The sequence below is a fragment of the Campylobacter sp. VBCF_01 NA2 genome (genome assembly GCF_027797205.1).
GTDB lineage: Bacteria > Campylobacterota > Campylobacteria > Campylobacterales > Campylobacteraceae > Campylobacter_B.
On record NZ_CP115607.1, the window covers coordinates 450,326 to 476,453 of the forward strand.

Here is a 26,128-nt window from a genome sequence, read left to right on the forward strand (position 1 = left end):
TCGTAAGGGGGAGGGCGCGCTTTTTAGGAGACGCTACCCTCCCCCTTACCAACCCCCACCCCTGTAAAACCTTAGAAGTGGCTAAATTTTAAAAAGCGTTGCTTTTTAAAATTTAGCTGATTTTATTTTTATTGAAATGCTTCGCATTTCTCGCAATGACAAATCAAGCAAAATTTCGCCACTGTATTGTAAAAACAAAATTTGAAAAATTTCGGGCGCAGTATTTGAAATTTGCGATAGCGAAATTTAGCGCAAAATTTGCGCTAAATTTTCAAATTTTACCTAAAACGCGACTTTGTTTATCAATGCGATACCGCACAAAACAAGCACGATTGGCACATAGATAAATTTGCCGATATAATACCAGGCGTTTGAGTATGTTTTAGCCGAGCCTGTGTTGATTTCGTCCAAAAGCTCGTCCTTGCGCAAAATCCAAAACCACGAAATCGCGCCCAAAACCGCGCCGATTGGGATTATATAGATAGATACTAGATCCATCCACGGACCCCAGTTGTGTAGATGAACTTCGTAAAATGTGGTCGCTGGGTTTGTGTCGCTTGGCGCGATTGTCTCCATATTTACGCCGATTCCGAAGCAGACCACACACAAAATCACCAAAACCAAAGCCCTATTTAAGTTTGGAAATTTATGCAAAAGCGACTCGGTTACGGCTTCGAACATGTTTTGAAGCGATGAAATTCCGCCAAAAATCACCGCCGTAAATAAAATAATCGCAAAAATTCCGCCACCTGGCATGTCTTGCAAAATTTTTGGCAGCGTTACGAAAAGCAGTCCAGGGCCCGCTGTTTGGTCCTCGCCGTAAGCAAAAAGCGCAGGTATCATCACCAAAGCCGCCACAAAAGCAGCGATTGTGTCGAAAAATGCGGTTTTTTTCGCCGCATCGACGATATCCTCGTCTTTGTGCAAATACGCGCCATATACGAGCATTCCTGAGCCTGTGATAGAGAGCGAAAAGAGCGCTTGTCCCATGGCTGTGATCCAGACATTGGCATCGCTTAGTTTGCTCCAATCCGCGCTAAACATAAATTTATATCCAGCCCCAGCTCCGTCTAAAAGTGCCACGCGCACCGCTAAAATGGCAAAAAGCACGAAAAATAGTGGCATCATAATTTTGTTTGTGCGCTCGATACTTTTCGCGCCTAAAAATATGCTAAAAAGCGTGCCAGCAACGATAATGAAATGAAATGGCACCACAGAATATGGCGTGAAGGCAAACGAGCCAAACCAAGTCGATGTATCCACGCTCATAAGTGAGCCATTAAGTGCCTGAAATAGGGCTTTTAGCACATAAGCAATGATGACGGCGTATCCGATAGCGATACACATCGACCCTGCTAGTGGAAGCCAGCCTAAAATTTTGCCAATGAAGCCTAAATTTCGCGATTTCCACGCAAGCTCATAAGAGCCAAGAGTGCCGGTTTTAGCCCGTCTGCCGATAGCGTATTCGGCTGAGAGCGCGACATAGGCAAAAAGTGCGATGAAAAAAATGTAAATGAGTAAAAACGCGCCACCGCCGTTGGCACCGAGTTTATACGGGAAGCCCCAGACATTGGCCATGCCCACAGCCGAGCCGACACAGGCTAAAATAAAAGCCCAACGAGATGAAAAAATTTTATTTTTGCTCATTATGGTTTCCTTTTTGCGAAAAAATTCAGGGATTATAGCAAATTTAAAATTTAATTAATTTAAATTTTGATTAAGATTTAAAATTCGGTTAAGCGAAAATTTAAGAGAGAAATTCGGGCGAAATTCGCCCGAGAATTACAAACGAGATTCGTATCTGCGAAGTGTGTAAAGTCTTTTAAGCATTTTTTTGCGAGCCGCAATTTTTTGTTTTTTGCGGATCTCAGTCATAGGCTCGAAATACTTTCTAGCACGGACTTCGGTAACGATAAGGTTACGATCTGTCTGTTTTTTGAAGCGTCTGTAAGCTTCATCAAATGATTCGTTCGGATGTACCTTAACTCCTGGCACGCTCCTCACCACCTTTCGAAAAAAATTAAGCCGTGATTTTAGCCAAAATAAGCTTAAATTTTGGTATTAGATTGCTTTTTTATAATGCCAAATTTCACTTTTTTTGTTTGCATCTCTTAAGCTAAGCTCGTAATTTCGCCCATTTGCTTCTTTTTTAATTTTTGGTATGAGTATAAAATCAGGTGCATAAATGGAGTTTGCGTGTGCGCTATCGTCTTTTTTAATCCCTTTGTTGCTAAATACAAACTCATCATCGCTTGGCGCGTCGATGACGACCACACGACCAGAGTGAAGTAGGGCGACTTTGATTTTCTTTCGCAAAAAGTCGCGGTCGAAATCGCAGGTTTTTTCGCAATCAACTTCGCTTATGCCGACAATCGAAAAGCGGTTTTTTTGTTTAGGAAATTTGTTTTTGCTTAGTAAATTTTTGGTGCTATCATCGGCTAATTTTTGTAGAGTTTTGCTTGAAATTGAGCCCTTGCTAAAATTCTTGGAACTGCTAGAACTAGGCGAGTTTGAGCTAGTTTTTTGTGCGATACAACCGCTTAGACAAAGCGCGCTAATCACAGCCAAAATTAGAATTTTAAAATTTTGCATACAAGCTCCCTAATCAAAAATTCAAACCCCTAAATTATAACGATATAAGATAAAATTTAGCTTGATTTTTTAAGTTAAAATTCTGTGATAATCTAAGTGAAATTTTACTTTTTCGCGTTATAATTTCGCTTTTTATTTTAAGGGGATACAAGTGAAAAAAATCATCAAACGCGACGGAAGTTTCCAAGAATTTCATGATTACAAAATAAAAGACGCTATCAAAAAAGCCTATGAGAGTGTGGGCGCAAATTTTGATGAAAAAGTCTTCGAAAATGTCCTAAAAACGATTGTTTTCAAAGATAGCCTAAGCGTCGAAGATGTCCAAGACATAATAGAAAAAAAGCTGTTTGAAAGCGGAAATTTCGATGTTTTAAAAAGCTTTATGATATATCGCCACACGCACAAAATGCAAAGAGAGCATGTCTATGGGCTAGAAGAAGATACCACCTACATAAACTGCACCCAAACCGTCAATGAATATATCGGCAAATCAGATTGGCGAATTTTAGCCAACTCAAACACAAGCTATTCAAACGCAGGATTGATCAACAACACCGCTGGCAAGGTCATCGCAAATTACTGGCTAGACAAGGTGTATTCGCGCGAAGAGGGGGCGGCGCACAGAAACGGCGATTATCATATCCACGATTTGGATTGCCTCACCGCATACTGCGCTGGTTGGAGCCTAAGAGTGCTTTTGGACGAGGGATTTAATGGCGTTAGGGGTCGCGTAGAGAGCAAGGCTCCGAAGCATTTTAGAGAGGCACTTCATCAAATGGCGAATTTCTTAGGAATTTTGCAAAGCGAGTGGGCGGGAGCGCAGGCATTTTCTAGCTTTGATACCTATCTTGCCCCTTATGTTTTTAAGGATAAATTAAGCAACAAAGAGATCAAAAAGGCAATCACAAGCTTCGTTTATAACCTAAATGTCCCAGCGCGCTGGGGTCAGAGCCCATTTACAAATGTTACGATTGATATGACCTGCCCAGAGGATTTAAAGGCGCAAATCCCTACCTCAAACCAACACCATCTTTTTGAGGGAATCGATGATGAGGAGCTATTGCAAAGGGCAAAAGAGCGTGGCAAAAACTCACTTATCGAGCTTACTTACGGCGATTTTGAGCCGGAGATGAGGCGGATTGTTATCGCATTTTACGAGGTTTTGACAGCGGGCGATAAATGCGGTCAGCCATTTACCTTCCCGATTCCTACCGTAAATATCACTCAGGATTTCGACTGGGACAGCGACGCGGCAAATGCAGTGTTTGAAAACACAGCCAAAATCGGATCAAGCTATTTTCAAAATTTCGTCGGAAGCCAGTATATTACGGACGAAAACGGCAACAAAGTCGAAAATCCAAAAGCCTATAAACCAGGTGCAGTTCGCTCGATGTGTTGCAGACTGCAACTAGATTTAAGAGAGCTTTTAAAGCGTGGTGGCGGGCTTTTTGGCAGTGCTGAGATGACTGGAAGTATTGGCGTGGTAACGATAAATTTAGCCCGCCTTGGATACCTTTACAAAGGCGATAAAGAGGCGCTTTACGCGAGGCTTGAAACGCTTTTGCAGTTAGCAAAAAGCACTTTGGAGAAAAAGCGTGTGTTTGTCAAGGAAATGTTCGAACGCGGGTTGTATCCATACACCAAGCGCTATTTACCGGGCTTTAACAACCATTTTAGCACCATTGGCATTAACGGCGCAAACGAAATGATTAGAAATTTCACAGATGATAAAGAGGACATTACGACCAAATTTGGCCGTGAATTTGCGCTAGAATTGATCGAGTATTTGCGCCATAAAATTCGCCTTTTCCAAGAAAACACAGGAAATCTATACAACCTCGAAGCAACGCCAGCGGAAGGCACCACATATCGCTTTGCCAAAGAGGATAAAAAACGCTACCCAGATATCATACAAGCGGGCTTTGGCGAAAATATCTACTACACAAACTCTACCCAAGTCCCAGCAAGTTTTAGCGACGATCCGTTTGCGGCACTGGATATGCAAGATGAGCTACAAAGTAGCTATACAGGGGGCACGGTGCTTCATTTGTATATGAAAGAGCGAATTAGTTCAGGCACGGCGTGCAAGAAATTTATCAAAAATGTCATTAGCAACTACAAACTCCCATATATTACGATTTCGCCTGTATTTAGCGTCTGCACGAAGCATGGATATATCGCAGGCGAGCACGAATACTGCCCGAAATGCGACGCTGAGTTAATGGCGGAGTATGAGAGCAAGGGTGCTTGAAATTTGAAATTTGAAATTTAAATAAGGAGAGAAAATGGAATTCCCAAAAGAGTTAGAAAAAAAACGCACAAAGTGTGTAGTTTATACCCGTGTAATGGGGTATTTGCGCCCTGTGGAGAGCTTCAATGTAGGCAAAAAGGGCGAACACAAAGAGAGAGTGTTTTTCGACGAAAATAAGGTAAAATTCGAAGAAAAATAGTCAAATTTAGCCAAATTTAGCGTGTTTAAATTTGGCTAAATTTTAAAATTCACAATTATGCAAAATTCTCAAATTTACCATATCACGCCATTTACGATGACAGATTTTCCTGAGCGGCTCTCGGCTATTGTGTGGTTTGCGGGGTGTAATATGCGATGCCGGTATTGCTATAACCCGAGCGTCGTGCGTGGCGAGGGCAAAATCAGCGAAGATGAGCTATTTGCGTTTTTGCGTTCGCGCGTAGGCAAGCTAGAAGCCGTGGTGTTTAGTGGGGGCGAATGCACCTGCGCTAGGGGATTTATGCAAATTTTGCAAAAAACGAAAAATTTGGGCTTTGAGGTCAAAATCGACACAAACGGCTCAAATCCACAAATCATACAAAACGCCGTAAATTTGGGCTTAGTCGATTTTATTTCGCTTGATTTTAAGGCGCATGAGGCTAAATTTAGCTTTATTACAAAATCAAATTTCTACGAAAAATTCCTTCAAACTTTGAAATTTTTATTATCCATAAATTTTGCTTTTGAGGTGCGAACTACCGTGCATAGCGATCTTTTAAGTGAAAGCGACATTTCGCAAATGGCGCAAATTTTGCACGAGCAAGGATACACGGGCGAGTATTTTTTGCAAAATTTTCTTGATACTGGCGAAAATTTGGGCGGTCTTGGCGCGCCAAAGCAAAATTTCGATCCCTCTAAGATAATCTCGCCTCTAAAAATCTCTCTTAGAAATTTCTAATTTGTATTTTGCTAGAATTGCGAGTTAAATTTCAAAAAAAGGCAAAATTATGGATAGAAAAAAAATCTACAACCCCTTTTCAGACGAAACTCTCACCAATCGCAAGGTCTTTAACGGCAATCCGCACGGAATACTAAATTTCACCAAGGCAAAATACCAATGGGCGCTCAAACTCTGGGACATTATGGAGGCAAACACCTGGTTTCCAAAAGAGGTCGATACGACTGATGATGTGAGGGATTATAACTTCAATCTCACAACCGCCGAAAAGCGTATGTATGATTTGGTATGGAGCCAGCTAATCTCCATGGATAGCTTCCAGACAAACAATCTAGCTGATAACATAAATCCTTATATAACAGCCCCTGAAATCAACGCTGTGCTAGCTCGCCAAGCTTACGAAGAGGCAAATCACAGCAAAAGTTACGCGGTAATGGTCGAGGCGATTTGCGAAAATACCGATTTGATTTATGAAATGGAAAAGCACGATGATGTTTTGCGCGAGAAAAACGCCTATATTTCGAGCGTGTATGAGGAGCTAGCAGGCGAGGTTACGGACGATAAACTGCTGTTAGCAATGGTTGCGAATCAAATTTTAGAGGGCATTTATTTTTACAGCGGATTTACTTCGATTTATGCCTTGGCACGCGCTGGCAAAATGCTTGGCTCAGCGCAGATGATTAGATTTATCCAAAGAGATGAAATCACGCATCTATTGCTTTTCCAAAACATGATAAATTCAGTGCGCAAAGAACGAGCTGACCTTTTCCACGAGAAAAATATCAGCAAAATTTATGAGATGTTCGAAACAGCTGGAAATTTGGAAATCAAATGGGGCAAATATATCACAGATAACCAAATCATGGGCTTTACAGACGATATCATCGAAGAATACATACACTACCTAGTCGATCAACGATTGCTTGCGATTGGTTTAGAGAAAAAATACGGCGCCTCTCACCCGATAAAATGGGTCGATGATTTCTCTAAATTTAACGATCAAAAGTCAAATTTCTTTGAAAGTAAGGTTACGAATTATTCAAAAGGAAGTTTAAGTTTCGACGATTTTTAGGCTTTTTTGGTTATTTTCGCGGAGCTTGCAAATTTTGCGCTTTGGCAGACTTCATGTCTAGCCTCGCACAAAATTTCCGTCGCAACCGCGAAAATACCTCAAAAATAGCTCTTTAAAAATAACTTGCTATTTTAATTTTATGGAGAGAAATTTTGGATAGTTTAGAAAAACTTCGTTGCGAAAAAATGGCGGAGGAAATCGCTGATAAAATCGCTATTTCGCCAGCGCTTTATGACGCATTAAAAAGCGTATCTCGTAGCGAGTTTGCCCCATTTAGCGCGCATGCGTTTAGCCTAAATGCGCAACCGATTTTGGCGTCTCAGTGGATTAGCTCTCCGCTAACTGTGGCTAGAATGAGTATGGCGCTTGACATTGATGAGAGCGTAGAAAATGTCCTAGAAATCGGCTGTGGGAGCGGGTATCAGTCTGCGATTTTGGCATATATGGTGCGTAGGGTTTTTGCCGTGGAGCGCGTGGAGAGGCTAGTGGGCGAGGCGAAAAAACACTTCGCAAATTTGGGTATTCGCAACATAAATCTCCGCCACGATGATGGCAATGTGGGTTGGCGCGAGTTTGCGCCTTATGATAGGATCCTGCTCTCAGCCTGCGCGTCCAAAATTAGCGACAGGCTCTTCGCTCAGCTTAAAATCGGCGGTATTTTGGTGGCTCCCATGAGTGAGGGCGGAGCGCAATATATCATCAAATTTCATAAAATTTCGCCTAGCGAGATAAGCCAAGAAAATTTGGGTGCGTGTGAATTTGTCCCGTTAATCTCGGGCATACAATAAGTTTTATTTATTATTTATTTAAATTTGGGTATCTTGCGAGGTTTTATTTATCTTAAAAGGAAAAGTCCATGCAAGATTTTACAAAAGAGCAAATTACCGCGCTTGCTAGCGATTGGAAAAATCATAGCAAAAACCAGTATTGGGTCAAAAAACACCTAGCCATTTCAAAACATTTGCAAACTTTAAAGCACAATTTAAATAGTTTCGATGATTTTGAGAGCGATTTTTTGTCGAATTTATACATAAATTTCAGCGACGGAAATTTAAGAAGCGACAAAATTTTAAGCTTCGGCGAGAAATTCCCGCATGCTGAGTATTTTTTTATGGAGCAGTTTTTTGACGCGAATATCGGCGCGTTTTATTACGATTTTGTCTTCAAAGACCGTATCGCAGCCAAAAAAGATCTTTTCCCAAAAACAGCCGCGACTAGCGTCGAGAGCGTGCTTAGCGGTGAGGATAAAGATGTCGTCTCACTCTACATTTTCATAGAAAATATAATCAAAAATTTCAATATGGCGACGCAAGAACGCCTTCAACGAAACGAATTTAAGCAAAAAATCATAAATTTTTACGACACGATGTATAGGCTATTTATCAGCATTGACGCGAATTTAGCCAGCGAATTTTTTGATATTTGCTTGCATAATCAGCCTTTTGTCGTAATTGAGTTTTTAAAAGCCACGATGAAGGCGGACAATTTTTTCTTATTAGAGCATTATTTAGGCGACGAGGGTTCGCTGAATTTAGGCGTGGGTGCGGGCGCGGACTTGGAGCAGGCCAGCTCGGAAAAACTCTACTTGCTAGCTAGTATTTTCACGCAGGCTAATGATGAGCTTCCGACATTTTTATACACAAACGAAAGCGTGAATTTGCTAAATTCGCTCTACGCCATGCAAATCGAGAATTTCTCCGATTTTTACGAGGCTAGCGCGAAATTTATGAGCGAGTTTGAACCATACCCTGCCCAAGCTCCATATAACGCCAAACCGGTTTATGCTTCGCTATTTTTCGAGTATTTGCAAAATTACAAAAGCGAAGAAGTCGCCAAAAATACGATATTTTTCGGCGCAATCGGCTCAGGAAAAACTAGAAGAATTCGCGCATTAATCAAGGATAAAAAGCTTGCCCCAAGCCATTTTTGCTACCTTAGCTTCCACGAGAGCTTCTCATATAGCGATTTTATCGATGGTTTCGTGGCTGGTAAGCTAGTAAATGGCGAATTTAAGGCACTTTGCAAAAAGGCGCTAAAAGATCCAAAAGGCGAGTATTATTTGATAATCGATTCCATTGATAGCGGAAATTTCGATGAAATTTTTGGCGAGAGCATTGCGCTTTTGGAACGCAGATACGACGAAAATGACCCGCTCTCTATCATCCGCACCAAAAATTCGCACTTCATCGACACCCTCGATGAGGCGGAAATGGAAAAATTCAGCGTGATCGTGAAAGATAATAAATCCTATTTCGCCGTGCCAAAAAACCTCTTTATCATCTGCGCAGCAAATGTCAATGACACCCAAATTTCCCCGTCCAGCGCGAAAGCATTTCGCTGGATCAAATGCGAGTGCGATTATGGCGTGCTCGAAGACTTTTTAAACGACAACCATGTCGCTAACGCCAAAGCCACAGTGGCTGTGTGCCACGCGCTAAACGATTTCATGGGCAAGGAAGCGCGCTTTGGCAACGAAATCGGACATGGTATTTTTATGGGGCTAGCAAGGTATGCTAGCAACGAGCAGATTACCCAAGAGGGCTTAAACGCCTTTTTTACCGAGGTTTTGGAGCCGATTTTTAAATGCGGTTACCAAAAAATCGATATTGCAATGGCAAAACAAATTTCATCTGCAAAAGATGTGTTTAAATTTTAACTTACACTCTCGCCGAATTTATAATAAATTCGGCGAAAATTTTATCAAATTTTTAAAAGGAAATTTATGACGGATTATGCAAAGGAAGTATTTAACGACCCAAAATTACTCAGAGAAAAATTAGCATTATATATAAAAACGCCAAGTAAAGTCGAACTTTATGCAAAAGATTGTGAAAATTTTTTCGTAGCAGGGAAGGGCGAAAAATTGGAATTTGCTAATGTTTTTAGCTGGTGGGGATTTTTTGGGAATATTTTCTTTTTGGTTTATCGAAAAATTTACTGGTTAGCAGGAGTTATTTTTGTTTGTAATTTTTTGATTAATATTATTTTTCCAGATTTAGATACAAGAGCGGATAGAGCGATTGCCACAGGTACATCTGCATTGTGTGCTATATTTGGTAGATATTTAGTTTGCAAAAGATTTTTAAAATTTCTAGAAATGCAAGATGATGAAATTTTGGTCAAAAAAGGCGGGGTGAATTATTTCGCTTATGTTTTATTTGTGGTGCTTTCGTTGCTTGCGTATTGGAGTGTAGTCAATAGTAGGTAAATTTGCGTTATGTCAAAGAGTGAAATTTGCAAATTTCACCCCAAAATACCTGCGCCGCGTAGTTTTTGTGAGCGAGAGGCGGCGTAAATTCGCTCTCCTTTTATCAAATCATATTTCCAAATCGGCGCATTTGCCTTAAAATCCTCGACAAAATCGTTTATCAAAGCAAGAGCGACCTTGCGCTGTGGGCTTAGCACGCCCGCGATATATGAGCTTTCATGCACGCTCACATCGCCTTTTGAGTGCGCGAAAAAGACCTGCGCGCCAGATTGTTGCGCCTTTGTTTGCCACGATTGAAACCACGAGCGCAAAATCGGCTCGTATATATCAAAACTAAGTCCGCTAATGCCGTCTTCATCGCGCACAATGCCGATAAAAGTAATCAGCGCACCGCAGTTTGCGCCTTTGTAACGCTCATACCATGAATTCGAAATCGCAGGGATATCAAGCGCACCATCGTGCAAAGAAAAATTGCCAGCAAATTTCATCTCAACCCCCACAAACTGGCGGCAAAAGGCTGATTTTATCGCCGTCTTTAAGCGCGGTATTTAGCTCATAGACCATTTTGTCATTTACCGCCACGGCGCAGCTAGATAGCCACTCTTTTAGCGAGCTATCTTTGCTTAAAATCTCTTTTACTTCGCTTAGCGTTTTGGCGTCAAATTTCATCGGCTCTTTGCCGATTGGACCTAAAAATTCCACTTCTACCATATCTTTCCTTTGATTTAAAATTCGGCGATTTTAGCCAAAATTTTATAAAATTTTATATAATTAAAAAATTTTACAAAAGGATTTTTATGAAAATTGATGAAATTCAAACCCCAGCGTATGTGTGCGAAAAATCGAAATTGCGGGCAAATTTAGCCCTTTTGCAAAGCGTGGGGGAGCGAAGCGGGGCAGTGGTTTTGTGTGCGTTAAAGGGCTTTGCGTTTAGCCTTGGTATGCCTTTGGTGAAAAAATACCTTTCCGGGGCTACTTGCAGCGGCTTGCACGAGGCGAAATTCGCTAGGCAAATGCTTGGAGCGGGCGCGCAGGTGCATACATACTCGCCAGCTTTTCAAGAGTGCGATATGGCTGAAATTTTATCCCTTAGCGATCATGTGGTTTTCAATAGCGCCTCTCAGTGGCGAAAATACCGCGCGCAGGCGACGAGTGCGGGCGTGCAATGTGGGCTTCGCCTAAATCCACAAACTTCTTTTGCGCCCAAAGACGCTTACAATCCGTGCGGTAAATTTAGCCGCCTTGGTATGACGCTTGGGGCGTTAGAGCGCGCTATTAGCGAGGAGAGCGGGTTTTTAGAGGGGATTAGTGGATTTCATTTTCATGCACTTTGCGAGGAGGGTGCGGAGAATTTAAAGCGCGTTTTAGAGGCGTTTGAGGCGAAATTTAACAAATATTTTGGTGTGATTAAATGGCTAAATTTCGGTGGCGGACACCATATCACGCGCGAGGGATACAATGTCGAATTGCTAATTAGCTTAATCAAAAAATTCCGTGAAAAATACGGCGTGGAGGTGTTTTTAGAGCCGGGAGAGGCTGTGGGCTGGGAGTGCGGATACCTGGTTGCTAGCGTGCTTGATATCGTCGAAAACGACGCAAATATCGCGATTTTGGATACTTCGGCTGAGGCGCACATGCCAGATACCGTGCTTATGCCATATCGCCCTGCGGTGCGTGGCGAGAGCAAAGAGGGCAAATTCATCTATCGTTTCGGTGGAAATACCTGCCTAGCTGGCGATATTGTAGGCTTGGAAGCAGGTGAGCCAGAGTATAAATTTGACAAACCTTTGCAAATCGGCGATAGGGTGATATTTGAAGATCAAATCCACTACACGATAGTCAAAAACACGACCTTTAACGGCATAAAATTGCCAAATTTGGTAATGGTAGATGAGAGCGGAAATGTCGAGGATATGATAGAGTTTGGTTATGAGGAATTTAGGCGAAGAAACTAATAAAATTTTCTAAGCCATAATTTGGCTTAAAACGCTATAATCCCTAAATTTTTGTGTCAAGGAAATATATGAAGAAGTTCTTTTGTGTGCTTTGCGCCTGTTTGGGCGCGTATGCCGAGGACCGACCATATGCACAGGTTGTGCAAACTAGTGGGAATAATGTGTGGGGGAAAGCCCGACTAGAAAACATAAATTTATACGAAGACGGACTAGCGCCACTTTTTGTGCAACTTCAAAGTTCGGGATTTTTTGCGTGGTTGGCCTTGGGGGCTAGCCTTGCGGTGATACTCTCGTTTTTGGGACATTATTTGATTGTAGGGGCGAAACACTTCGACCACCACGCTGGCAAGCCTGTGCTTGCATTTACCCTTTTTGAGCGATGTTTTCACTTCGTCGCGGCTAGCTCGTGGGCGATTTTGGTGCCAACTGGTCTAATAATGATGTTTGGCGAGAGTTTTGGCGGGGGAAGCTTCGTGAGGTTTTGTAAAAACGCCCATGGAATCGCCACTATCGCATTTGCAATCGCTGTGATTCCGATGTTTGTTTTGTGGTTTTGGCGTATGCTGCCGCGCTTTTATGATATTAAATGGATGATTATCATGGGTGGATATCTTAGCAAAAACAAGCGCGCAATCCCTGCTGGTAAATTTAACGCTGGCCAAAAGGCGTGGTTTTGGATAGCGACTGTGGGCGGTATGGTGATGATAGCCACTGGTGCGTCAATGTATTTTTTGGATTACAGCGCGCCTGCGGTAAATAGCGCACTTGGTGGCGTGAGCCAAATCGAGGTTTTGCGTGCTAGTGTTATCGTGCATAATGTGCTTGGCGCAGTTTGCGCTGTGTTTTTGTGCGTGCATATCTATATGACCGTGTTTGCGATCAGCGGAGCGATACACTCTATGATAGATGGACACAAACCAGAAGAGGAAGTTTATGTGCTTCACCACTACTGGTATCGCGAGCTTTTGGATAAAGGAAGCGTGGCAAAATCGCAGTTTGAGGAAAAATATCCTCGTTTATAAAATTTAAGCGAGGATATTTCCTCGCTAGCTTTGCGTGTCAAAGATATTTTTTTAAGGATTTAATTTGCAACTAGATTGTCGAAATTTATCGTGTCCCGAGCCACTTTTGCTTACCAAAAAAGCCCTAAATTCGCTAAAAATCGGCGAAAATTTGGAAATTTTGGTTAATGATATCGCACCCAAAGAAAACATAAAACGATTTTTGCAAAAAAACGGATTTGACGCGCAAATCAGCGAAAATGGCGGTGAAGCCACGATTTCGCTTACCAAAACCGATGAGCTAAAAGATGAGAGTTTGGACGATATTTTTTGCGATACGCCAAATTTCGCTAAGCCAAAGGTGGTGTTTTTAAACGAAGAAAGTTGCGGTTCTGGCGCAGTCGGCAAGGCGCTTTTGGCTAAATTTTTGGGCGCGTTATTAAATTTAGAGCAAAAACCAGCCAAAGTCATTTGCGTAAATAACGCCGTATTTATCACCACTAATCGCGCTCACCCAAGCTTTGAAGCATTAAAAAATTTAAGCGAGGCAGGCGTGGAAATACTAAGTTGCGGAAGCTGTCTGGAAAGCTATAAATTAGTCGGCGACCTAGCCCTTGGCGAAATTTCAAACGCTTATGAGATTATGGAAATTTTATCAAAATACGAAGCTATAAAACTATGATTTATCGTGATTTTAACCTTACGAAATTTATCAGCGCAGCGGGTTGAGCAGCCAAGCTGGACCCGGCGGGTCTAACGAAAAATCTTGGAAGCCTAATCGCACCCGATGTAAATTTATTATCGTCGATTGATAGCAACGAGGACGCAAGCGTCTTTCGCATAAGCGAGAGCTTGGCGCTCGTGCAGACGCTCGATTTTATCACGCCGATTGTCGATGATCCATACATTTTCGGCCAAATCGCCGCGGCAAATTCGCTCAGCGATATCTTCGCAATGGGCGCAAAAGTGATAAACGCTCTAAATATCGTTGGATTTGATGATTGCCATTTTGGTGATGAAATTTTGCAAGAAATTTTGGCTGGGGGCAAGAGCAAAATCAGCGAGTGCGGTGGCGTGCTCGTGGGCGGACACACGATAAAAACGAAAGAAATTTATTATGGATTAAGCGCTACTGGCGTGGTTGAGCCGGGGAAATTTTGGTCGAATAACACTGCGCGTGAAGGGGATTTGCTCGTGCTGACAAAATCTATTGGCACTGGCATAATCTCAACGGCGATAAAGGCAAAATTTTTGAAATTCGCTGAATTTCGCGACGCAATCGAAAGTATGATTAGGCTAAATTCATACGCTGTTGGTGCGCTTAGTGGGCTAGAAATACACGCTGCGACCGATATCACGGGCTTTGGGCTTTTGGGACACGCGCTAGAAATGATAAATGAAAATATTAGTTTTGAAATTTTCGTGCGCGAAATTCCGCTTTTTGCAAGCGTGCAAAAGTGCCTAGATGAGGGGCTAATCCCTGGCGGAAGTTATAGAAATTTAAAATTTATTGCTCCGTTTTGCGATAAAGAAGCGCAAGTGATTTTAGCCGATGCGCAAACTAGTGGCGGGCTTTTGCTCGCTATAAGTGAAAAAGATGTCGCTAAGGCGGTGCGAAATTTAAAAAATGCAGGATATGAAAGTGCCACTATCGTGGGTCGCGTCGTAAAACGGGCAGAAAATAAAATTTTGATTAAAGATTAAATTTTAAAATTTCAAAAATTCCCCCTCCATTTAATCTCTTTTTAAGCAACCCTTGAATATAATCCACTTTCGTTTTTGAAATCTAACTTCTGTTATTTTCCAATGCGTGTTATTTTATTTATTATTGTCAAAAACTATCTTTTAGTCAATCTTTGAAATCTAAACAAGTGATCGATTGAGCCAAAGACAATTTTTATAATTGTCAAATTTAAAAGTTACAAACAATTAAGTTTTTAGATTAAAAACTTCATAAATTGAATTTAAAAGATAAAAAGTTTCTTTTTATCTTTGATACATTTTTTATGGAGAGTTTGATCCTGGCTCAGAGTGAACGCTGGCGGCGTGCCTAATACATGCAAGTCGAACGGACAAGTAAGAGCTTGCTCTTATGAGTTAGTGGCGCACGGGTGAGTAATGTATAGTTAATCTGCCCTACACTGGAGGACAACAGTTAGAAATGACTGCTAATACTCCATACTCCTTCTTAACACAAGTTAAGTCGGGAAAGTTTTTCGGTGTAGGATGAGACTATATTGTATCAGCTAGTTGGTAAGGTAATGGCTTACCAAGGCTATGACGCATAACTGGTCTGAGAGGATGATCAGTCACACTGGAACTGAGACACGGTCCAGACTCCTACGGGAGGCAGCAGTAGGGAATATTGCTCAATGGGGGAAACCCTGAAGCAGCAACGCCGCGTGGAGGATGACACTTTTCGGAGCGTAAACTCCTTTTGTTAGGGAAGAACACTGACGGTACCTAACGAATAAGCACCGGCTAACTCCGTGCCAGCAGCCGCGGTAATACGGAGGGTGCAAGCGTTACTCGGAATCACTGGGCGTAAAGGACGCGTAGGCGGATTATCAAGTCTCTTGTGAAATCTAACGGCTTAACCGTTAAACTGCTTGGGAAACTGGTAATCTAGAGTAAGGGAGAGGTAGATGGAATTCTTGGTGTAGGGGTAAAATCCGTAGAGATCAAGAAGAATACCCATTGCGAAGGCGATCTACTGGAACTTAACTGACGCTAATGCGTGAAAGCGTGGGGAGCAAACAGGATTAGATACCCTGGTAGTCCACGCCCTAAACGATGTATACTGGTTGTTGCTATGCTAGTCATGGCAGTAATCCACCTAACGGATTAAGTATACCGCCTGGGGAGTACGGTCGCAAGATTAAAACTCAAAGGAATAGACGGGGACCCGCACAAGCGGTGGAGCATGTGGTTTAATTCGAAGATACGCGAAGAACCTTACCTAGGCTTGATATCCAACAAATCTCTTAGAGATAAGAGAGTGCTAGCTTGCTAGAATGTTGAGACAGGTGCTGCACGGCTGTCGTCAGCTCGTGTCGTGAGATGTTGGGTTAAGTCCCGCAACGAGCGCAACCCACGTATTTAGTTGCTAACGGTTCGGCCGAGCACTCTAAATAGACTGCCTTCGTAAGGAGGAGGAAGGTGTGGACGACGTCAAGTCATCATGGCCCTTATGCCTAGGGCGACACACGTGCTACAATGGCATATACAATGAGACGCAATATCGCGAGATGGAGCAAATCTATAAAATATGTCCCAGTTCGGATTGTTCTCTGCAACTCGAGAGCATGAAGCCGGAATCGCTAGTAATCGTAGATCAGCCATGCTACGGTGAATACGTTCCCGGGTCTTGTACTCACCGCCCGTCACACCATGGGAGTTGATTTCACTCGAAGCCGGAATGCTAAACTAGCTACCGTCCACAGTGGAATCAGCGACTGGGGTGAAGTCGTAACAAGGTAACCGTAGGAGAACCTGCGGTTGGATCACCTCCTTTCTAGAGTACAAATGAATATTCTCTCACAAGATATTCATCATAAACTCAATCGTCCTTGTTTAGGTTTGAGGGATTGACGATTTGCAAATACCTTAGTTTATGATTTATGAAAAAGCGAAGCTTTTGAATAAATCTTTGTAACTTTAGGTGGGTGCAGGGAGTGTAGCTCCCGCTCGCAAAGACTAGCTTTGCTAGTTTGCGAAGTGAAAAAGATGGGGAATTAGCTCAGCTGGGAGAGCGCCTGCTTTGCACGCAGGAGGTCAGCGGTTCGATCCCGCTATTCTCCACCATTTAATCTCAAATTTAAAATCAAAAGATAGTTTTAAAGACTTAAATAGGAAGTTGCGAATTTAAACTTTCTATTTAAGTCTTTTACGACTTAAAGTTCTTTAATTTACCATTGTTAAAAGTCACAATCAAGTTTTAATAAAAACGATTTTACAGGATCTTGTTAAAGCTTTAAATTTAGACACTAATGCAAATTTAGTAAATTTGTTATCCCAAATTTAAATGATTGAGATTTAAATCTTCAAATTTAAATCATAAAGTTTAAATTTTACATTTACTAAATCAAGTTTAACGGCACAAACAATTAGAGTTAAAACTTATCTAGTTGTTGTTAATGCTTTCCGTCTTGGGTGTTTTAAATTTAAATATTGTAAAAGCAATTTATCAAATTTAAAATTTATAAATTAAATCTTTTATCTTTAACAAGGAAGTAATGCAAATTAGAATATTAACATAGTCTAATACTTCGCTATGAGAGCGACTATATGATTTGCCTTTATGCTAGATAGCATAACCCAAAAATTGCGTAAGCAATTTTCACTTTAGGTGGGTCAAGGGAGCGAAGCTCCTTGTCGCAAAGACCAGCTTTGCTGGTCTGCGAAGTAAAATAAAAGGTAAGCTACTAAGAGCAAACGGTGGATGCCTTGGCTAGTAGAGGCGATGAAGGACGTGCCAGGCTGCGATAAGTCTCGGGGAGCCGTCAAGGGGCTTTGATCCGGGAATTTCCGAATGGGGCAACCCAGTTAATAGTAATATTAACTACCTACGGGGGCGAACGAAGGGAACTGAAACATCTAAGTACCTTCAGGAAAAGAAATCAAAAGAGATTACGCTAGTAGCGGCGAGCGAACGCGTAAGAGGGCAAACCACTAGCTTGCTAGTGGGGTTGTAGGACTGCAATAAAGACTAAAAGCAGATAGCAGAATAAACTGGAAAGTTTAATCATAGAGGGTGATAATCCCGTATGCGAAATCTCCTTTTTACTTAGCAGTATCCTGAGTAGGGCGGGACACGTGAAATCCTGTCTGAAGCTGGGTAGACCACTATCCAACCCTAAATACTACTACTAGACCGATAGTGCACAAGTACCGTGAGGGAAAGGTGAAAAGAACTGAGGTGATCAGAGTGAAATAGAACCTGAAACCGTTTGCTTACAATCATTCAGAGCCCTATGATTTATCAGGGTGATGGACTGCCTTTTGCATAATGAGCCTGCGAGTTGTGGTATCTGGCGAGGTTAAGGAAACCCGGAGCCGTAGCGAAAGCGAGTCTTAATAGGGCGATTAGTCAGATGCTGCAGACCCGAAACGATGTGATCTATCCATGGGCAGGTTGAAGCCGGTGTAAGAACCGGTGGAGGACCCAACCGACGGCTGTTGAAAAAGCTCCGGATGACCTGTGGATAGGGGTGAAAGGCCAATCAAACATCGTGATAGCTGGTTCTCTCCGAAATATATTGAGGTATAGCGTTGTGTCGTAATTATAAGGGGTAGAGCACTGAATGGGCTAGGGCATACACCAATGTACCAAACCCTATCAAACTCCGAATACTTATAATGTAATCACAGCAGTCAGGCGGCGAGTGATAAAATCCGTCGTCGAGAGGGGAACAACCCAGACTACCGACTAAGGTCCCTAAATCTTATTTAAGTGGAAAACGATGTGGAGTTACTGAAACAACCAGGAGGTTGGCTTAGAAGCAGCCATCCTTTAAAGATAGCGTAATAGCTCACTGGTCTAGTGATTCTGCGCGGAAAATATAACGGGGCTAAAATAAGTACCGAAGTCGTAGATTTGCACCTAGTGCAAGTGGTAGGAGAGCGTTCTATTCAGCGTCGAAGCCATACCGGCAAGGAGTGGTGGAGCGGATAGAAGTGAGCATGCAGGCATGAGTAGCGATAAAATATGTGAGAATCATATTCGCCGTAAACCCAAGGTTTCCTACGCGATGCTCGTCATCGTAGGGTTAGTCGGGTCCTAAGCAAAGTCCGAAAGGGGTATGCGATGGAAAATCGGTTAATATTCCGATACCAATATTAGTGTGCGATGGAAGGACGCTTAAAGTTAGGGGAGCCAGCTGATGGAAGTGCTGGTCTAAGTGTGTAGGTTGAGTTATAGGCAAATCCGTAACTCTTTATCCGAGACATTAAAGGCTCTTGACGCTCTTCGGAGTAGATTGAGAATCCTTGATACTATCGAGCCAAGAAAAGTTTCTAAGTTTAGCTAATATTGCCCGTACCGTAAACCGACACAGGTGGGTGGGATGAGTATTCTAAGGCGCGTGGAAGAACTCTCTTTAAGGAACTCTGCAAAATAGCACCGTATCTTCGGTATAAGGTGTGCCTAACTTTGTTAAGGATTTACTCTGTAAGCAAAGAAGGTTACAACAAAGAGTCCCTCCCGACTGTTTACCATAAACACAGCACTCTGCTAACTCGTAAGAGGATGTATAGGGTGTGACGCCTGCCCGGTGCTCGAAGGTTAATTGATGATGTCAGCTTTTGCGAAGCATCTGATCGAAGCCCGAGTAAACGGCGGCCGTAACTATAACGGTCCTAAGGTAGCGAAATTCCTTGTCGGTTAAATACCGACCTGCATGAATGGCGTAACGAGATGGGAGCTGTCTCAAAGAGGGATCCAGTGAAATTGTAGTGGAGGTGAAAATTCCTCCTACCCGCGGCAAGACGGAAAGACCCCGTGGACCTTTACTATAGCTTGACACTGCTGCTTGGATAAAGATGCGCAGGATAGGTGGGAGGCTTTGATCCATATACTCCGGTGTATGGTGAGCCATTGTTGAGATACCACTCTTCTTTATTTGGGTAGCTAACTAGCCTAAGTTATCCTTAGGTAGGACAATGTCTGGTGGGTAGTTTGACTGGGGCGGTCGCCTCCCAAAATGTAACGGAGGCTTACAAAGGTTGGCTCAAAGCGGTTGGAAATCGCTTGTAGAGTATAAAGGCATAAGCCAGCTTAACTGCGAGACACACAAGTCAAGCAGAGACGAAAGTCGGTCTTAGTGATCCGGTGGTTCTGTGTGGAAGGGCCATCGCTCAAAGGATAAAAGGTACCCCGGGGATAACAGGCTGATCTCCCCCAAGAGCTCACATCGACGGGGAGGTTTGGCACCTCGATGTCGGCTCATCGCATCCTGGGGCTGGAGCAGGTCCCAAGGGTATGGCTGTTCGCCATTTAAAGCGGTACGCGAGCTGGGTTCAGAACGTCGTGAGACAGTTCGGTCCCTATCTGCCGTGGGCGTAAGAAGATTGAGGAGAGTTGACTCTAGTACGAGAGGACCGAGTCGAACTGGCCACTGGTGTATGGGTTGTTCTGCCAAGAGCATCGCCCAGTAGCTAAGCCGGGATGTGATAAGAGCTGAAAGCATCTAAGCTCGAAGCCAACTCCAAGATGAATCTTCTTTTAAGAGCTCAGAAAGACTATCTGTTTGATAGGCCGGATGTGTAAGTGATGAAAGTCATTTAGCTGACCGGTACTAATAGCTCGTTTGCTTATCTTTTTAAGCATTACTTCCTTGTTAAAGGTATTAGAAATCCTTTAACAATAATAGTAAAATATTTTATTAGGCTTGATGACTTTTACAGTGTTAATTAAGAAAATATCAAATTTTATAATTTAGGATTTGTGAATTTGCAATTTCTAAAATTATAAAGTATTTTTTTGCTAGGCGAGGCAGATGAGCAAGCACAAAGGAGCGAACTTTGGTTCGTGACTGCGGTGCGAAGTGAAATCTAACGAAGCATAGCGAAAAAAGACGAAATAATTTTTTTAATTAACACTGTCCGTGACTATACAGATGAGGAAACGCCTTGCTCCATACCGAACCAAGAAGCTAAGCTCATCATGGCTGATGATACTCTCCGTTACTCGGATGTCGGGAAAGTAGGTCGTTGCGGACTTTGTTTTTATTCTTTATGCTTTTTAAATCAATTAAATTTTTATGTCAGTCAAATTTTAAATCAATTACAATGAAATTTTTAAAATTTTGCTTGTAGTTTTTAAATTTTAAATTCCAAATTCTATAAATTTTATCTTTAAATTTAAAATTTCACTTTGCAAATTTAATTTTATCGCTAAATTTTTAAATTATTCTTATCAAAATTTAAAAAAATTATTAAATTTTAAGTAGCTTAAATTTAGAATTATTTCTCAAATTTAACCCAAAGGAGAAAAAATGAAAATCTTTAAAATCCTATCAACAACCGCAATCTTTGCAAGCCTAGCTTTCGCTGGGATTAACCTAAACACCGCCACAAAAGACGAGCTAATGGCGCTTCCTGGCATCGGTGAAGCCAAGGCTGAGGCTATCATCGAATACAGAAAAAACAATAAATTTAACTCAATCGACGAGATTAAAAACATCAAAGGTATCGGCGAGAAGCGCTTTGAAGCTATCAAGGACGATCTAACTCTCACTGGCAAGACGGACACTAGCGATCTAAAATCTGCCGCTAAAAAAGAAAAAGAAAAAGCCACAAAAAAAGCCGATAAAAAGGTAAAAAAAGAAATCGTTGATCTAAAAGACAAGGCCGCGAGCACTGATACAGCCAAAAAAGCCAAAAAAGCAAAAGATACGGCAGATGAAGCCAAAAAAATCAAAAAAGCTGTGAGTGAGTAAGAAATTTAAAATTCATAAATTCCACAAAATTCTCAAATTTCCAAATTTAGGCTATGGGTTAAATTTTAAATTTAGCCCATAGCTTGAAATTTTAAAATTCGCAAATTTACCACATTCTAAATACTGCCCCGATATGCTAACCATTGTCATTGCAAGAATTTTTGAGCAGACAAACAACTTACAAAAATTAAAACTGGCGATAAAAAAAGTGCAGAGCGAATTGTGATATTTTTAGAAGAGCTTGAAAAAAATAGAAAATCCATTTGCGTTGAAAACTGTGGCAAAATGGAAGGATACGAAAATCGCTGAAATGGTATGTAGGAATTCATTACCGAGTAATCGGCAAAAAGCGCGATGATATACTGACAATCGAAGTTATCGAAATCGCAACAAGAGAAAATGCGTATAAGTAAAAGTTTGTAATAGTGAAAATTGCGTTTTTTTGATACAATGCCGAATTCATAACAAAACAAAAGGATAAAAATGAAAAAATTTGTATTATTTGGTTTAATATTTGCAATAATATTTGCAGACGAAGTTTCAAATTTAGAAACTTCTTGCGAAAAAGGCGACGGTAAAAGTTGCTATGAGCTTGGAATTTTGCACGGACAAAATAAAAAGGTAAAAAATGCTAGTAATGAAAATTCTATTTTATATCATCAAAAAGCTTGTGATAAAGAAATAGCCGAAGCTTGTTTTGAATTATCCGATTATTATAGGGTTGGTGTTTGGATAGAAAAAGATGAAGAAAAAGCAAAAGAGTTGTTTAAAAAATCTATGGATTTGCACAATATTGGTTGTGATAAAAATATAGGAAAAGATTGCGAAGCATTGGCAAGTATGTATGAAATAAGTAATGGTATGGCAGATGAAGATTCTGATAAGGCAGAAGAATTATATAAAAAAGCTATTGATTTGTATAAAATAGATTGTGATAAAAATAACGCAACGGCTTGTTTTGGATTAGGGATATTACACGAACAAGGCAGAGGAATAGAGAACGACTTAAAAACAGCATTATCTTTTTATGAAAAATCTTGTGAAATGAAAAATGAAGACGCTTGTTATAGTTTGTATGTTATATATGAGACCGAAATGGAATTTAAAGATGAGAAAAAAGCCTATGATTACGCTATAAAATCTTGTGATTTTGGTAATTTCATAGCTTGTGATAGTTTAGGTTTTATGTATAACAATGACAATAATAAAACAGAATCTAGAAAGTATTATAAAAAATCTTGTGAATTTGGTTTTAATGATAATTGTAGTAAGGTTTGTTACGATTTAGGTTTAGAATACGATTACGATTATAAATCAGAAGGCTATAAAACAGAAGCTCAAAAATATTGCAAAAAAGCTTGTGAGCTTGGAGATAAAGGTAGTTGTGATAGTTACGAAAATTCTAAATAATTTTTAGATAGGTAGGGTGGGGCATCCTTGCCCACCGAAAAATTTGGCAACCTTAATGGTGGGCGAAACGCTCCACCCTACATTTTAAATTTAATAGACAAAATATTTCATTTCTTAGAAAAAGCATAAATTCATAGTAGTTTAAGTAATTTTTTTGTAAAATCAATCTCTTTTTTATTTAATAAATTTTTTGATGAAAGGAATTTACTGTGCCAACCATAAATCAATTGGTCAGAAAAGAGCGCAAAAAAGTGACTGTAAAGTCAAAATCACCTGCGCTAAAAGAGTGTCCTCAAAGACGCGGAGTTTGCACCAGAGTTTATACAACAACTCCTAAAAAACCAAACTCAGCTTTGAGAAAAGTTGCCAAAGTAAGGCTAACAAGCGGTTTTGAAGTCATCAGCTATATCGGCGGTGAAGGTCATAACCTACAAGAACACAGCATTGTTCTAGTTCGCGGCGGTCGTGTAAAAGACTTACCGGGTGTTAAATATCACATTGTTCGTGGTGCGCTTGATACCGCAGGTGTCGCAAAAAGAACAGTTTCTAGATCTAAATACGGTGCTAAACGCCCTAAAAAATAGTTTAGCTAAGACAGATTTAACCCTTAGTTTTGGTTAAATTTGAGTAAAATTTTCAAATTTGAAGGAATAATAAAATGAGAAGAAGAAAAGCTCCCGTAAGGGAAGTTATGCCTGACCCAATTTATGGCAATAAAGTAATCACTAAATTTATTAATTCACTTATGTATGACGGCAAAAAAAGCGTTGCGACTGAGATTATGTATGGTGCGCTTGATTTGATCGACAAAAAAGGCGGCGAAGCCAAAGGTATCGATGTTTTCAACGACGCTATCGAAAATGTAAAACCACTTATGGAAGTTAAATCTCGCCGTGTGGGTGGTGCTACATACCAAGTTCCAATCGAAGTTCGCCCTGCTCGCCAACAAGCTTTGGCAATCCGCTGGATCATCACTTTTGCTAGAAAAAGAAGCGAAAGAACTATGATCGAGCGTTTAGCTTACGAGCTACTTGATGCAGCGAATTCAAAAGGTTCTTCATTTAAGAAAAAAGAAGATACTTACAAAATGGCAGAAGCTAATAAAGCATTTGCCCACTATCGCTGGTAGGAGAAAACTATGGCAAGAAAAACTCCACTTAATCGTGTTAGAAATATCGGAATTGCCGCTCATATCGACGCCGGTAAAACAACAACAAGCGAAAGAATTCTATTTTTTACAGGTATGAGCCACAAAATCGGCGAGGTGCATGAGGGTGCTGCTACTATGGACTGGATGGAGCAAGAAAGAGAAAGAGGTATTACTATTACTTCTGCTGCGACTACTTGCTTTTGGAACGATCATCAAATCAACCTAATCGACACCCCAGGTCACGTTGATTTCACTATCGAAGTTGAACGCTCTATGCGTGTTTTAGATGGCGCTGTTTCTGTATTTTGTTCAGTTGGTGGTGTGCAACCACAAAGTGAGACCGTTTGGAGACAAGCGAACAAATACCAAGTCCCAAGAATTATTTTCGTAAATAAAATGGACCGCGTAGGCGCAAATTTCTTCAATGTCGAGCAACAAGTCCGCGATAGATTAAAAGCTACACCAGTTCCGATTCAAATTCCAATCGGTGCAGAAGACAACTTCAAAGGCGTAGTTGATTTAATCACTATGAAAGCCCTTACTTGGGACGATGCAAAAGGTCCAAGCGCACCAGAAGTAGGCGAAATTCCAGCTGAATTAAAAGAAAAAGCACAAGAATATCGCGATAAAATGATTGAAGCGGTTGCTGAGACTGATGAAGCTTTAATGGAAAAATATTTCGCAGGCGAAGAGCTAAGCGAGGCAGAGATTAAAGCCGGTATCAAAAAAGGCTGCCTAAGCCTAGCATTTTTCCCTATGATGTGCGGAACAGCTTTCAAAAACAAAGGTGTTCAACCACTGCTTGACGCTGTCGTATGGTACCTACCAGCTCCAAACGAAGTTCCAGCTATCAAAGGCGTTTATGAGGACGGAAGCGAAGCGGAAGTTCTATCTACTGATGACGGCGAATTCGCAGGTCTTGGATTTAAGATTATGACTGACCCATTTGTCGGCCAGCTAACTTTCGTTAGAATTTACCGCGGTATGTTAGAGAGCGGAAGCTATGTAATCAACTCTGGTAAAAACAAAAAAGAGCGTATCGGTCGTTTGCTTAGAATGCACTCAAACAAACGCGAGGAAGTCAAAGAGCTTTACGCTGGCGAAATCGGTGCGATTGTGGGCCTAAAAGATACACTTACTGGTGATACACTAGCTAGCGAAAAAGATAAAGTTATCTTAGAGCGTATGGAATTCCCAGATCCAGTTATCAGCGTCGCAGTTGAGCCAAAAACAAAAGCAGACCAAGAGAAAATGGGTATCGCACTTCAAAAACTTGCACAAGAAGATCCAAGCTTCCGCGTAGCAACTGACGAAGAGAGCGGTCAAACAATCATTAGCGGTATGGGTGAGCTTCACCTTGAAATCATTGTCGATAGAATGCTACGCGAATTTAAGGTCGATGCAGAGGTTGGCCAACCACAAGTTGCTTACCGCGAAACTATCCGCAAATCTGTCGAGCAAGAATACAAATACGCTAAACAATCAGGCGGTCGCGGTCAATACGGCCATGTATATTTGCGCTTAGAGCCATTAGAGCCGGGTAGCGGATATGAGTTTGTCAATGACATCAAAGGTGGTGCGATTCCAAAAGAATATATCCCAGCTGTCGATAAAGGTTGCCAAGAAGCTATGCAAAGTGGTGTTTTGGCTGGATACCCTGTCGAAGATGTCAAAGTTACAGTATTTGACGGAAGCTACCACGAAGTCGATAGCTCTGAAATGGCGTTTAAACTAGCCGCTTCAATGGGCTTTAAAGAGGGCGCACGCAAAGCTGGCGCAGTTATCTTAGAGCCTATGATGAAAGTCGAAGTTGAAACCCCAGAAGAGTATATGGGCGATGTAATCGGCGATTTAAACAAACGCCGCGGCCAAGTAAATAACATGGGCGAACGCGGTGGAAATAAAATCATCGACGCTTTCTGCCCACTTTCAGAGATGTTTGGTTACTCAACTGACCTTCGTTCTCAAACACAAGGTAGAGCTACTTACTCAATGGAATTTGACCACTACGATGAAGTTCCAAAAAATGTAAGCGAAGAAATCATCAAAAAACGCAACGGCTAATTTTAGCTAGTTTTAATACTTTTTAAGCGGAGAATTCGGCGAATTTGCTG

General features: G+C 41.4%; 21 protein-coding genes, 1 tRNA gene and 3 rRNA genes. 20 read left to right on the plus strand and 5 right to left on the minus strand.

Annotation, left to right across the window (positions count from 1 at the left end; genetic code table 11):
- Positions 1 to 282: 282 nt before the first annotated feature.
- The 3 genes from PF027_RS02460 to PF027_RS02470 all read right to left on the minus strand — a co-directional run bounded on the left by PF027_RS02460 (position 283) and on the right by PF027_RS02470 (position 2,592).
- Positions 283 to 1,647, minus strand: a complete 1,365-nt coding sequence (locus tag PF027_RS02460; protein ID WP_270872331.1) for a sodium-dependent transporter — start codon at positions 1,645 to 1,647, stop codon at positions 283 to 285.
- Positions 1,648 to 1,782: 135 nt separating this feature from the next.
- Positions 1,783 to 1,995 carry a 30S ribosomal protein S21 gene (rpsU, locus tag PF027_RS02465; RefSeq protein ID WP_270858142.1) on the minus strand — a complete coding sequence of 71 codons (213 nt, stop codon included), beginning with the start codon at positions 1,993 to 1,995 and terminating at the stop codon, positions 1,783 to 1,785.
- A gap of 66 nt (positions 1,996 to 2,061) precedes the next feature.
- Positions 2,062 to 2,592: a hypothetical protein gene (locus PF027_RS02470; protein ID WP_270872332.1), complete on the minus strand. Its 531-nt coding sequence runs from the start codon at positions 2,590 to 2,592 to the stop codon at positions 2,062 to 2,064.
- A 151-nt stretch (positions 2,593 to 2,743) separates the two neighbouring features.
- On the opposite strand from PF027_RS02470, the gene PF027_RS02475 reads away from it, so the two are divergent.
- The 7 genes from PF027_RS02475 (at position 2,744) to PF027_RS02505 (ending at position 10,060) form a co-directional block, all read left to right on the plus strand.
- Positions 2,744 to 4,843: a ribonucleoside triphosphate reductase gene (locus PF027_RS02475; RefSeq protein ID WP_270872333.1), complete on the plus strand. Its 2,100-nt coding sequence runs from the start codon at positions 2,744 to 2,746 to the stop codon at positions 4,841 to 4,843.
- Positions 4,844 to 4,877: 34 nt separating this feature from the next.
- Complete coding sequence (nrdD, locus tag PF027_RS02480) at positions 4,878 to 5,042, plus strand: anaerobic ribonucleoside-triphosphate reductase (RefSeq protein WP_270858139.1); 165 nt, start codon at positions 4,878 to 4,880, stop codon at positions 5,040 to 5,042.
- Between the two features lie 57 nt (positions 5,043 to 5,099).
- Positions 5,100 to 5,780 carry an anaerobic ribonucleoside-triphosphate reductase activating protein gene (locus PF027_RS02485; RefSeq protein WP_270872334.1) on the plus strand — a complete coding sequence of 227 codons (681 nt, stop codon included), beginning with the start codon at positions 5,100 to 5,102 and terminating at the stop codon, positions 5,778 to 5,780.
- A 49-nt stretch (positions 5,781 to 5,829) separates the two neighbouring features.
- The gene (locus tag PF027_RS02490) at positions 5,830 to 6,852 is read left to right on the plus strand and encodes a ribonucleotide-diphosphate reductase subunit beta (protein ID WP_270858137.1); all 1,023 of its coding nucleotides are present in this window, start codon (positions 5,830 to 5,832) and stop codon (positions 6,850 to 6,852) included.
- Between the two features lie 152 nt (positions 6,853 to 7,004).
- Positions 7,005 to 7,640: a protein-L-isoaspartate(D-aspartate) O-methyltransferase gene (locus PF027_RS02495; protein WP_270858136.1), complete on the plus strand. Its 636-nt coding sequence runs from the start codon at positions 7,005 to 7,007 to the stop codon at positions 7,638 to 7,640.
- 68 nt (positions 7,641 to 7,708) lie between these two features.
- Positions 7,709 to 9,508, plus strand: coding sequence for a hypothetical protein (locus tag PF027_RS02500; protein WP_270872335.1), 1,800 nt, complete (start codon positions 7,709 to 7,711; stop codon positions 9,506 to 9,508).
- A 66-nt stretch (positions 9,509 to 9,574) separates the two neighbouring features.
- Positions 9,575 to 10,060, plus strand: a complete 486-nt coding sequence (locus tag PF027_RS02505) for a DUF2628 domain-containing protein (RefSeq protein ID WP_270872336.1) — start codon at positions 9,575 to 9,577, stop codon at positions 10,058 to 10,060.
- 35 nt (positions 10,061 to 10,095) lie between these two features.
- Here PF027_RS02505 and PF027_RS02510 read toward each other — a convergent pair whose 3' ends face one another.
- Together PF027_RS02510 and PF027_RS02515 are read right to left on the minus strand one after the other, a co-directional pair.
- On the minus strand, positions 10,096 to 10,548 hold the full coding sequence (locus PF027_RS02510; RefSeq protein ID WP_270872337.1) for a molybdopterin synthase catalytic subunit: 453 nt from the start codon (positions 10,546 to 10,548) through the stop codon (positions 10,096 to 10,098).
- A gap of 1 nt (position 10,549) precedes the next feature.
- On the minus strand, positions 10,550 to 10,771 hold the full coding sequence (locus tag PF027_RS02515; protein ID WP_270858133.1) for a MoaD/ThiS family protein: 222 nt from the start codon (positions 10,769 to 10,771) through the stop codon (positions 10,550 to 10,552).
- 86 nt (positions 10,772 to 10,857) lie between these two features.
- Between PF027_RS02515 and nspC the strand changes: the two genes are divergently transcribed.
- From nspC to fusA, 13 genes are all read left to right on the plus strand, one after another.
- Complete coding sequence (gene nspC / locus PF027_RS02520) at positions 10,858 to 12,015, plus strand: carboxynorspermidine decarboxylase (RefSeq protein WP_270872338.1); 1,158 nt, start codon at positions 10,858 to 10,860, stop codon at positions 12,013 to 12,015.
- Between the two features lie 68 nt (positions 12,016 to 12,083).
- Positions 12,084 to 13,037, plus strand: coding sequence for a formate dehydrogenase subunit gamma (locus PF027_RS02525; protein ID WP_270872339.1), 954 nt, complete (start codon positions 12,084 to 12,086; stop codon positions 13,035 to 13,037).
- 64 nt (positions 13,038 to 13,101) lie between these two features.
- On the plus strand, positions 13,102 to 13,698 hold the full coding sequence (gene yedF / locus PF027_RS02530) for a sulfurtransferase-like selenium metabolism protein YedF (protein WP_270872340.1): 597 nt from the start codon (positions 13,102 to 13,104) through the stop codon (positions 13,696 to 13,698).
- Entirely contained in the window at positions 13,695 to 14,720 is a 1,026-nt protein-coding gene (gene selD, locus PF027_RS02535) for a selenide, water dikinase SelD (RefSeq protein WP_270872341.1), read from the plus strand. Before yedF ends, selD begins: the two co-directional genes overlap by 4 nt.
- A 299-nt stretch (positions 14,721 to 15,019) precedes the next feature.
- A 16S ribosomal RNA gene (locus PF027_RS02540) occupies positions 15,020 to 16,530 on the plus strand.
- Between the two features lie 214 nt (positions 16,531 to 16,744).
- Positions 16,745 to 16,820, plus strand: a tRNA-Ala gene (locus PF027_RS02545).
- Between the two features lie 610 nt (positions 16,821 to 17,430).
- Positions 17,431 to 20,335, plus strand: a 23S ribosomal RNA gene (locus PF027_RS02550).
- Between the two features lie 281 nt (positions 20,336 to 20,616).
- A 5S ribosomal RNA gene (rrf, locus tag PF027_RS02555) occupies positions 20,617 to 20,735 on the plus strand.
- The 16S, 23S and 5S rRNA genes sit together here with 1 tRNA gene alongside, the layout of an rRNA operon.
- A 275-nt stretch (positions 20,736 to 21,010) precedes the next feature.
- Positions 21,011 to 21,454 (plus strand): ComEA family DNA-binding protein, encoded by a 444-nt coding sequence (locus tag PF027_RS08245; protein ID WP_442867872.1) that lies wholly within the window; start codon positions 21,011 to 21,013, stop codon positions 21,452 to 21,454.
- Between the two features lie 483 nt (positions 21,455 to 21,937).
- On the plus strand, positions 21,938 to 22,864 hold the full coding sequence (locus tag PF027_RS02565; RefSeq protein ID WP_270872045.1) for a tetratricopeptide repeat protein: 927 nt from the start codon (positions 21,938 to 21,940) through the stop codon (positions 22,862 to 22,864).
- 209 nt (positions 22,865 to 23,073) lie between these two features.
- Positions 23,074 to 23,448, plus strand: coding sequence for a 30S ribosomal protein S12 (gene rpsL / locus PF027_RS02570; protein ID WP_270859212.1), 375 nt, complete (start codon positions 23,074 to 23,076; stop codon positions 23,446 to 23,448).
- Positions 23,449 to 23,522: 74 nt separating this feature from the next.
- On the plus strand, positions 23,523 to 23,993 hold the full coding sequence (gene rpsG, locus PF027_RS02575) for a 30S ribosomal protein S7 (protein ID WP_270859211.1): 471 nt from the start codon (positions 23,523 to 23,525) through the stop codon (positions 23,991 to 23,993).
- A 9-nt stretch (positions 23,994 to 24,002) separates the two neighbouring features.
- Entirely contained in the window at positions 24,003 to 26,078 is a 2,076-nt protein-coding gene (gene fusA / locus PF027_RS02580) for an elongation factor G (protein ID WP_270872044.1), read from the plus strand.
- Positions 26,079 to 26,128 lie beyond the last annotated feature (50 nt).

Bases quoted from the DNA above. Each gene is read 5' to 3' on its own strand.
- PF027_RS02460 (WP_270872331.1), bottom strand. From the start codon at position 1,647: ATGAGCAAAAATAAAATTTTTTCATCTCGTTGGGCTTTTATTTTAGCC.
- PF027_RS02470 (WP_270872332.1), bottom strand. From the start codon at position 2,592: ATGCAAAATTTTAAAATTCTAATTTTGGCTGTGATTAGCGCGCTTTGT.
- nrdD (WP_270858139.1), top strand. From the start codon at position 4,878: ATGGAATTCCCAAAAGAGTTAGAAAAAAAACGCACAAAGTGTGTAGTT.
- PF027_RS02485 (WP_270872334.1), top strand. From the start codon at position 5,100: ATGCAAAATTCTCAAATTTACCATATCACGCCATTTACGATGACAGAT.
- PF027_RS02490 (WP_270858137.1), top strand. From the start codon at position 5,830: ATGGATAGAAAAAAAATCTACAACCCCTTTTCAGACGAAACTCTCACC.
- PF027_RS02500 (WP_270872335.1), top strand. From the start codon at position 7,709: ATGCAAGATTTTACAAAAGAGCAAATTACCGCGCTTGCTAGCGATTGG.
- PF027_RS02505 (WP_270872336.1), top strand. From the start codon at position 9,575: ATGACGGATTATGCAAAGGAAGTATTTAACGACCCAAAATTACTCAGA.
- PF027_RS02510 (WP_270872337.1), bottom strand. From the start codon at position 10,548: ATGAAATTTGCTGGCAATTTTTCTTTGCACGATGGTGCGCTTGATATC.
- PF027_RS02515 (WP_270858133.1), bottom strand. From the start codon at position 10,771: ATGGTAGAAGTGGAATTTTTAGGTCCAATCGGCAAAGAGCCGATGAAA.
- nspC (WP_270872338.1), top strand. From the start codon at position 10,858: ATGAAAATTGATGAAATTCAAACCCCAGCGTATGTGTGCGAAAAATCG.
- PF027_RS02525 (WP_270872339.1), top strand. From the start codon at position 12,084: ATGAAGAAGTTCTTTTGTGTGCTTTGCGCCTGTTTGGGCGCGTATGCC.
- PF027_RS08245 (WP_442867872.1), top strand. From the start codon at position 21,011: ATGAAAATCTTTAAAATCCTATCAACAACCGCAATCTTTGCAAGCCTA.
- PF027_RS02565 (WP_270872045.1), top strand. From the start codon at position 21,938: ATGAAAAAATTTGTATTATTTGGTTTAATATTTGCAATAATATTTGCA.
- rpsG (WP_270859211.1), top strand. From the start codon at position 23,523: ATGAGAAGAAGAAAAGCTCCCGTAAGGGAAGTTATGCCTGACCCAATT.
- fusA (WP_270872044.1), top strand. From the start codon at position 24,003: ATGGCAAGAAAAACTCCACTTAATCGTGTTAGAAATATCGGAATTGCC.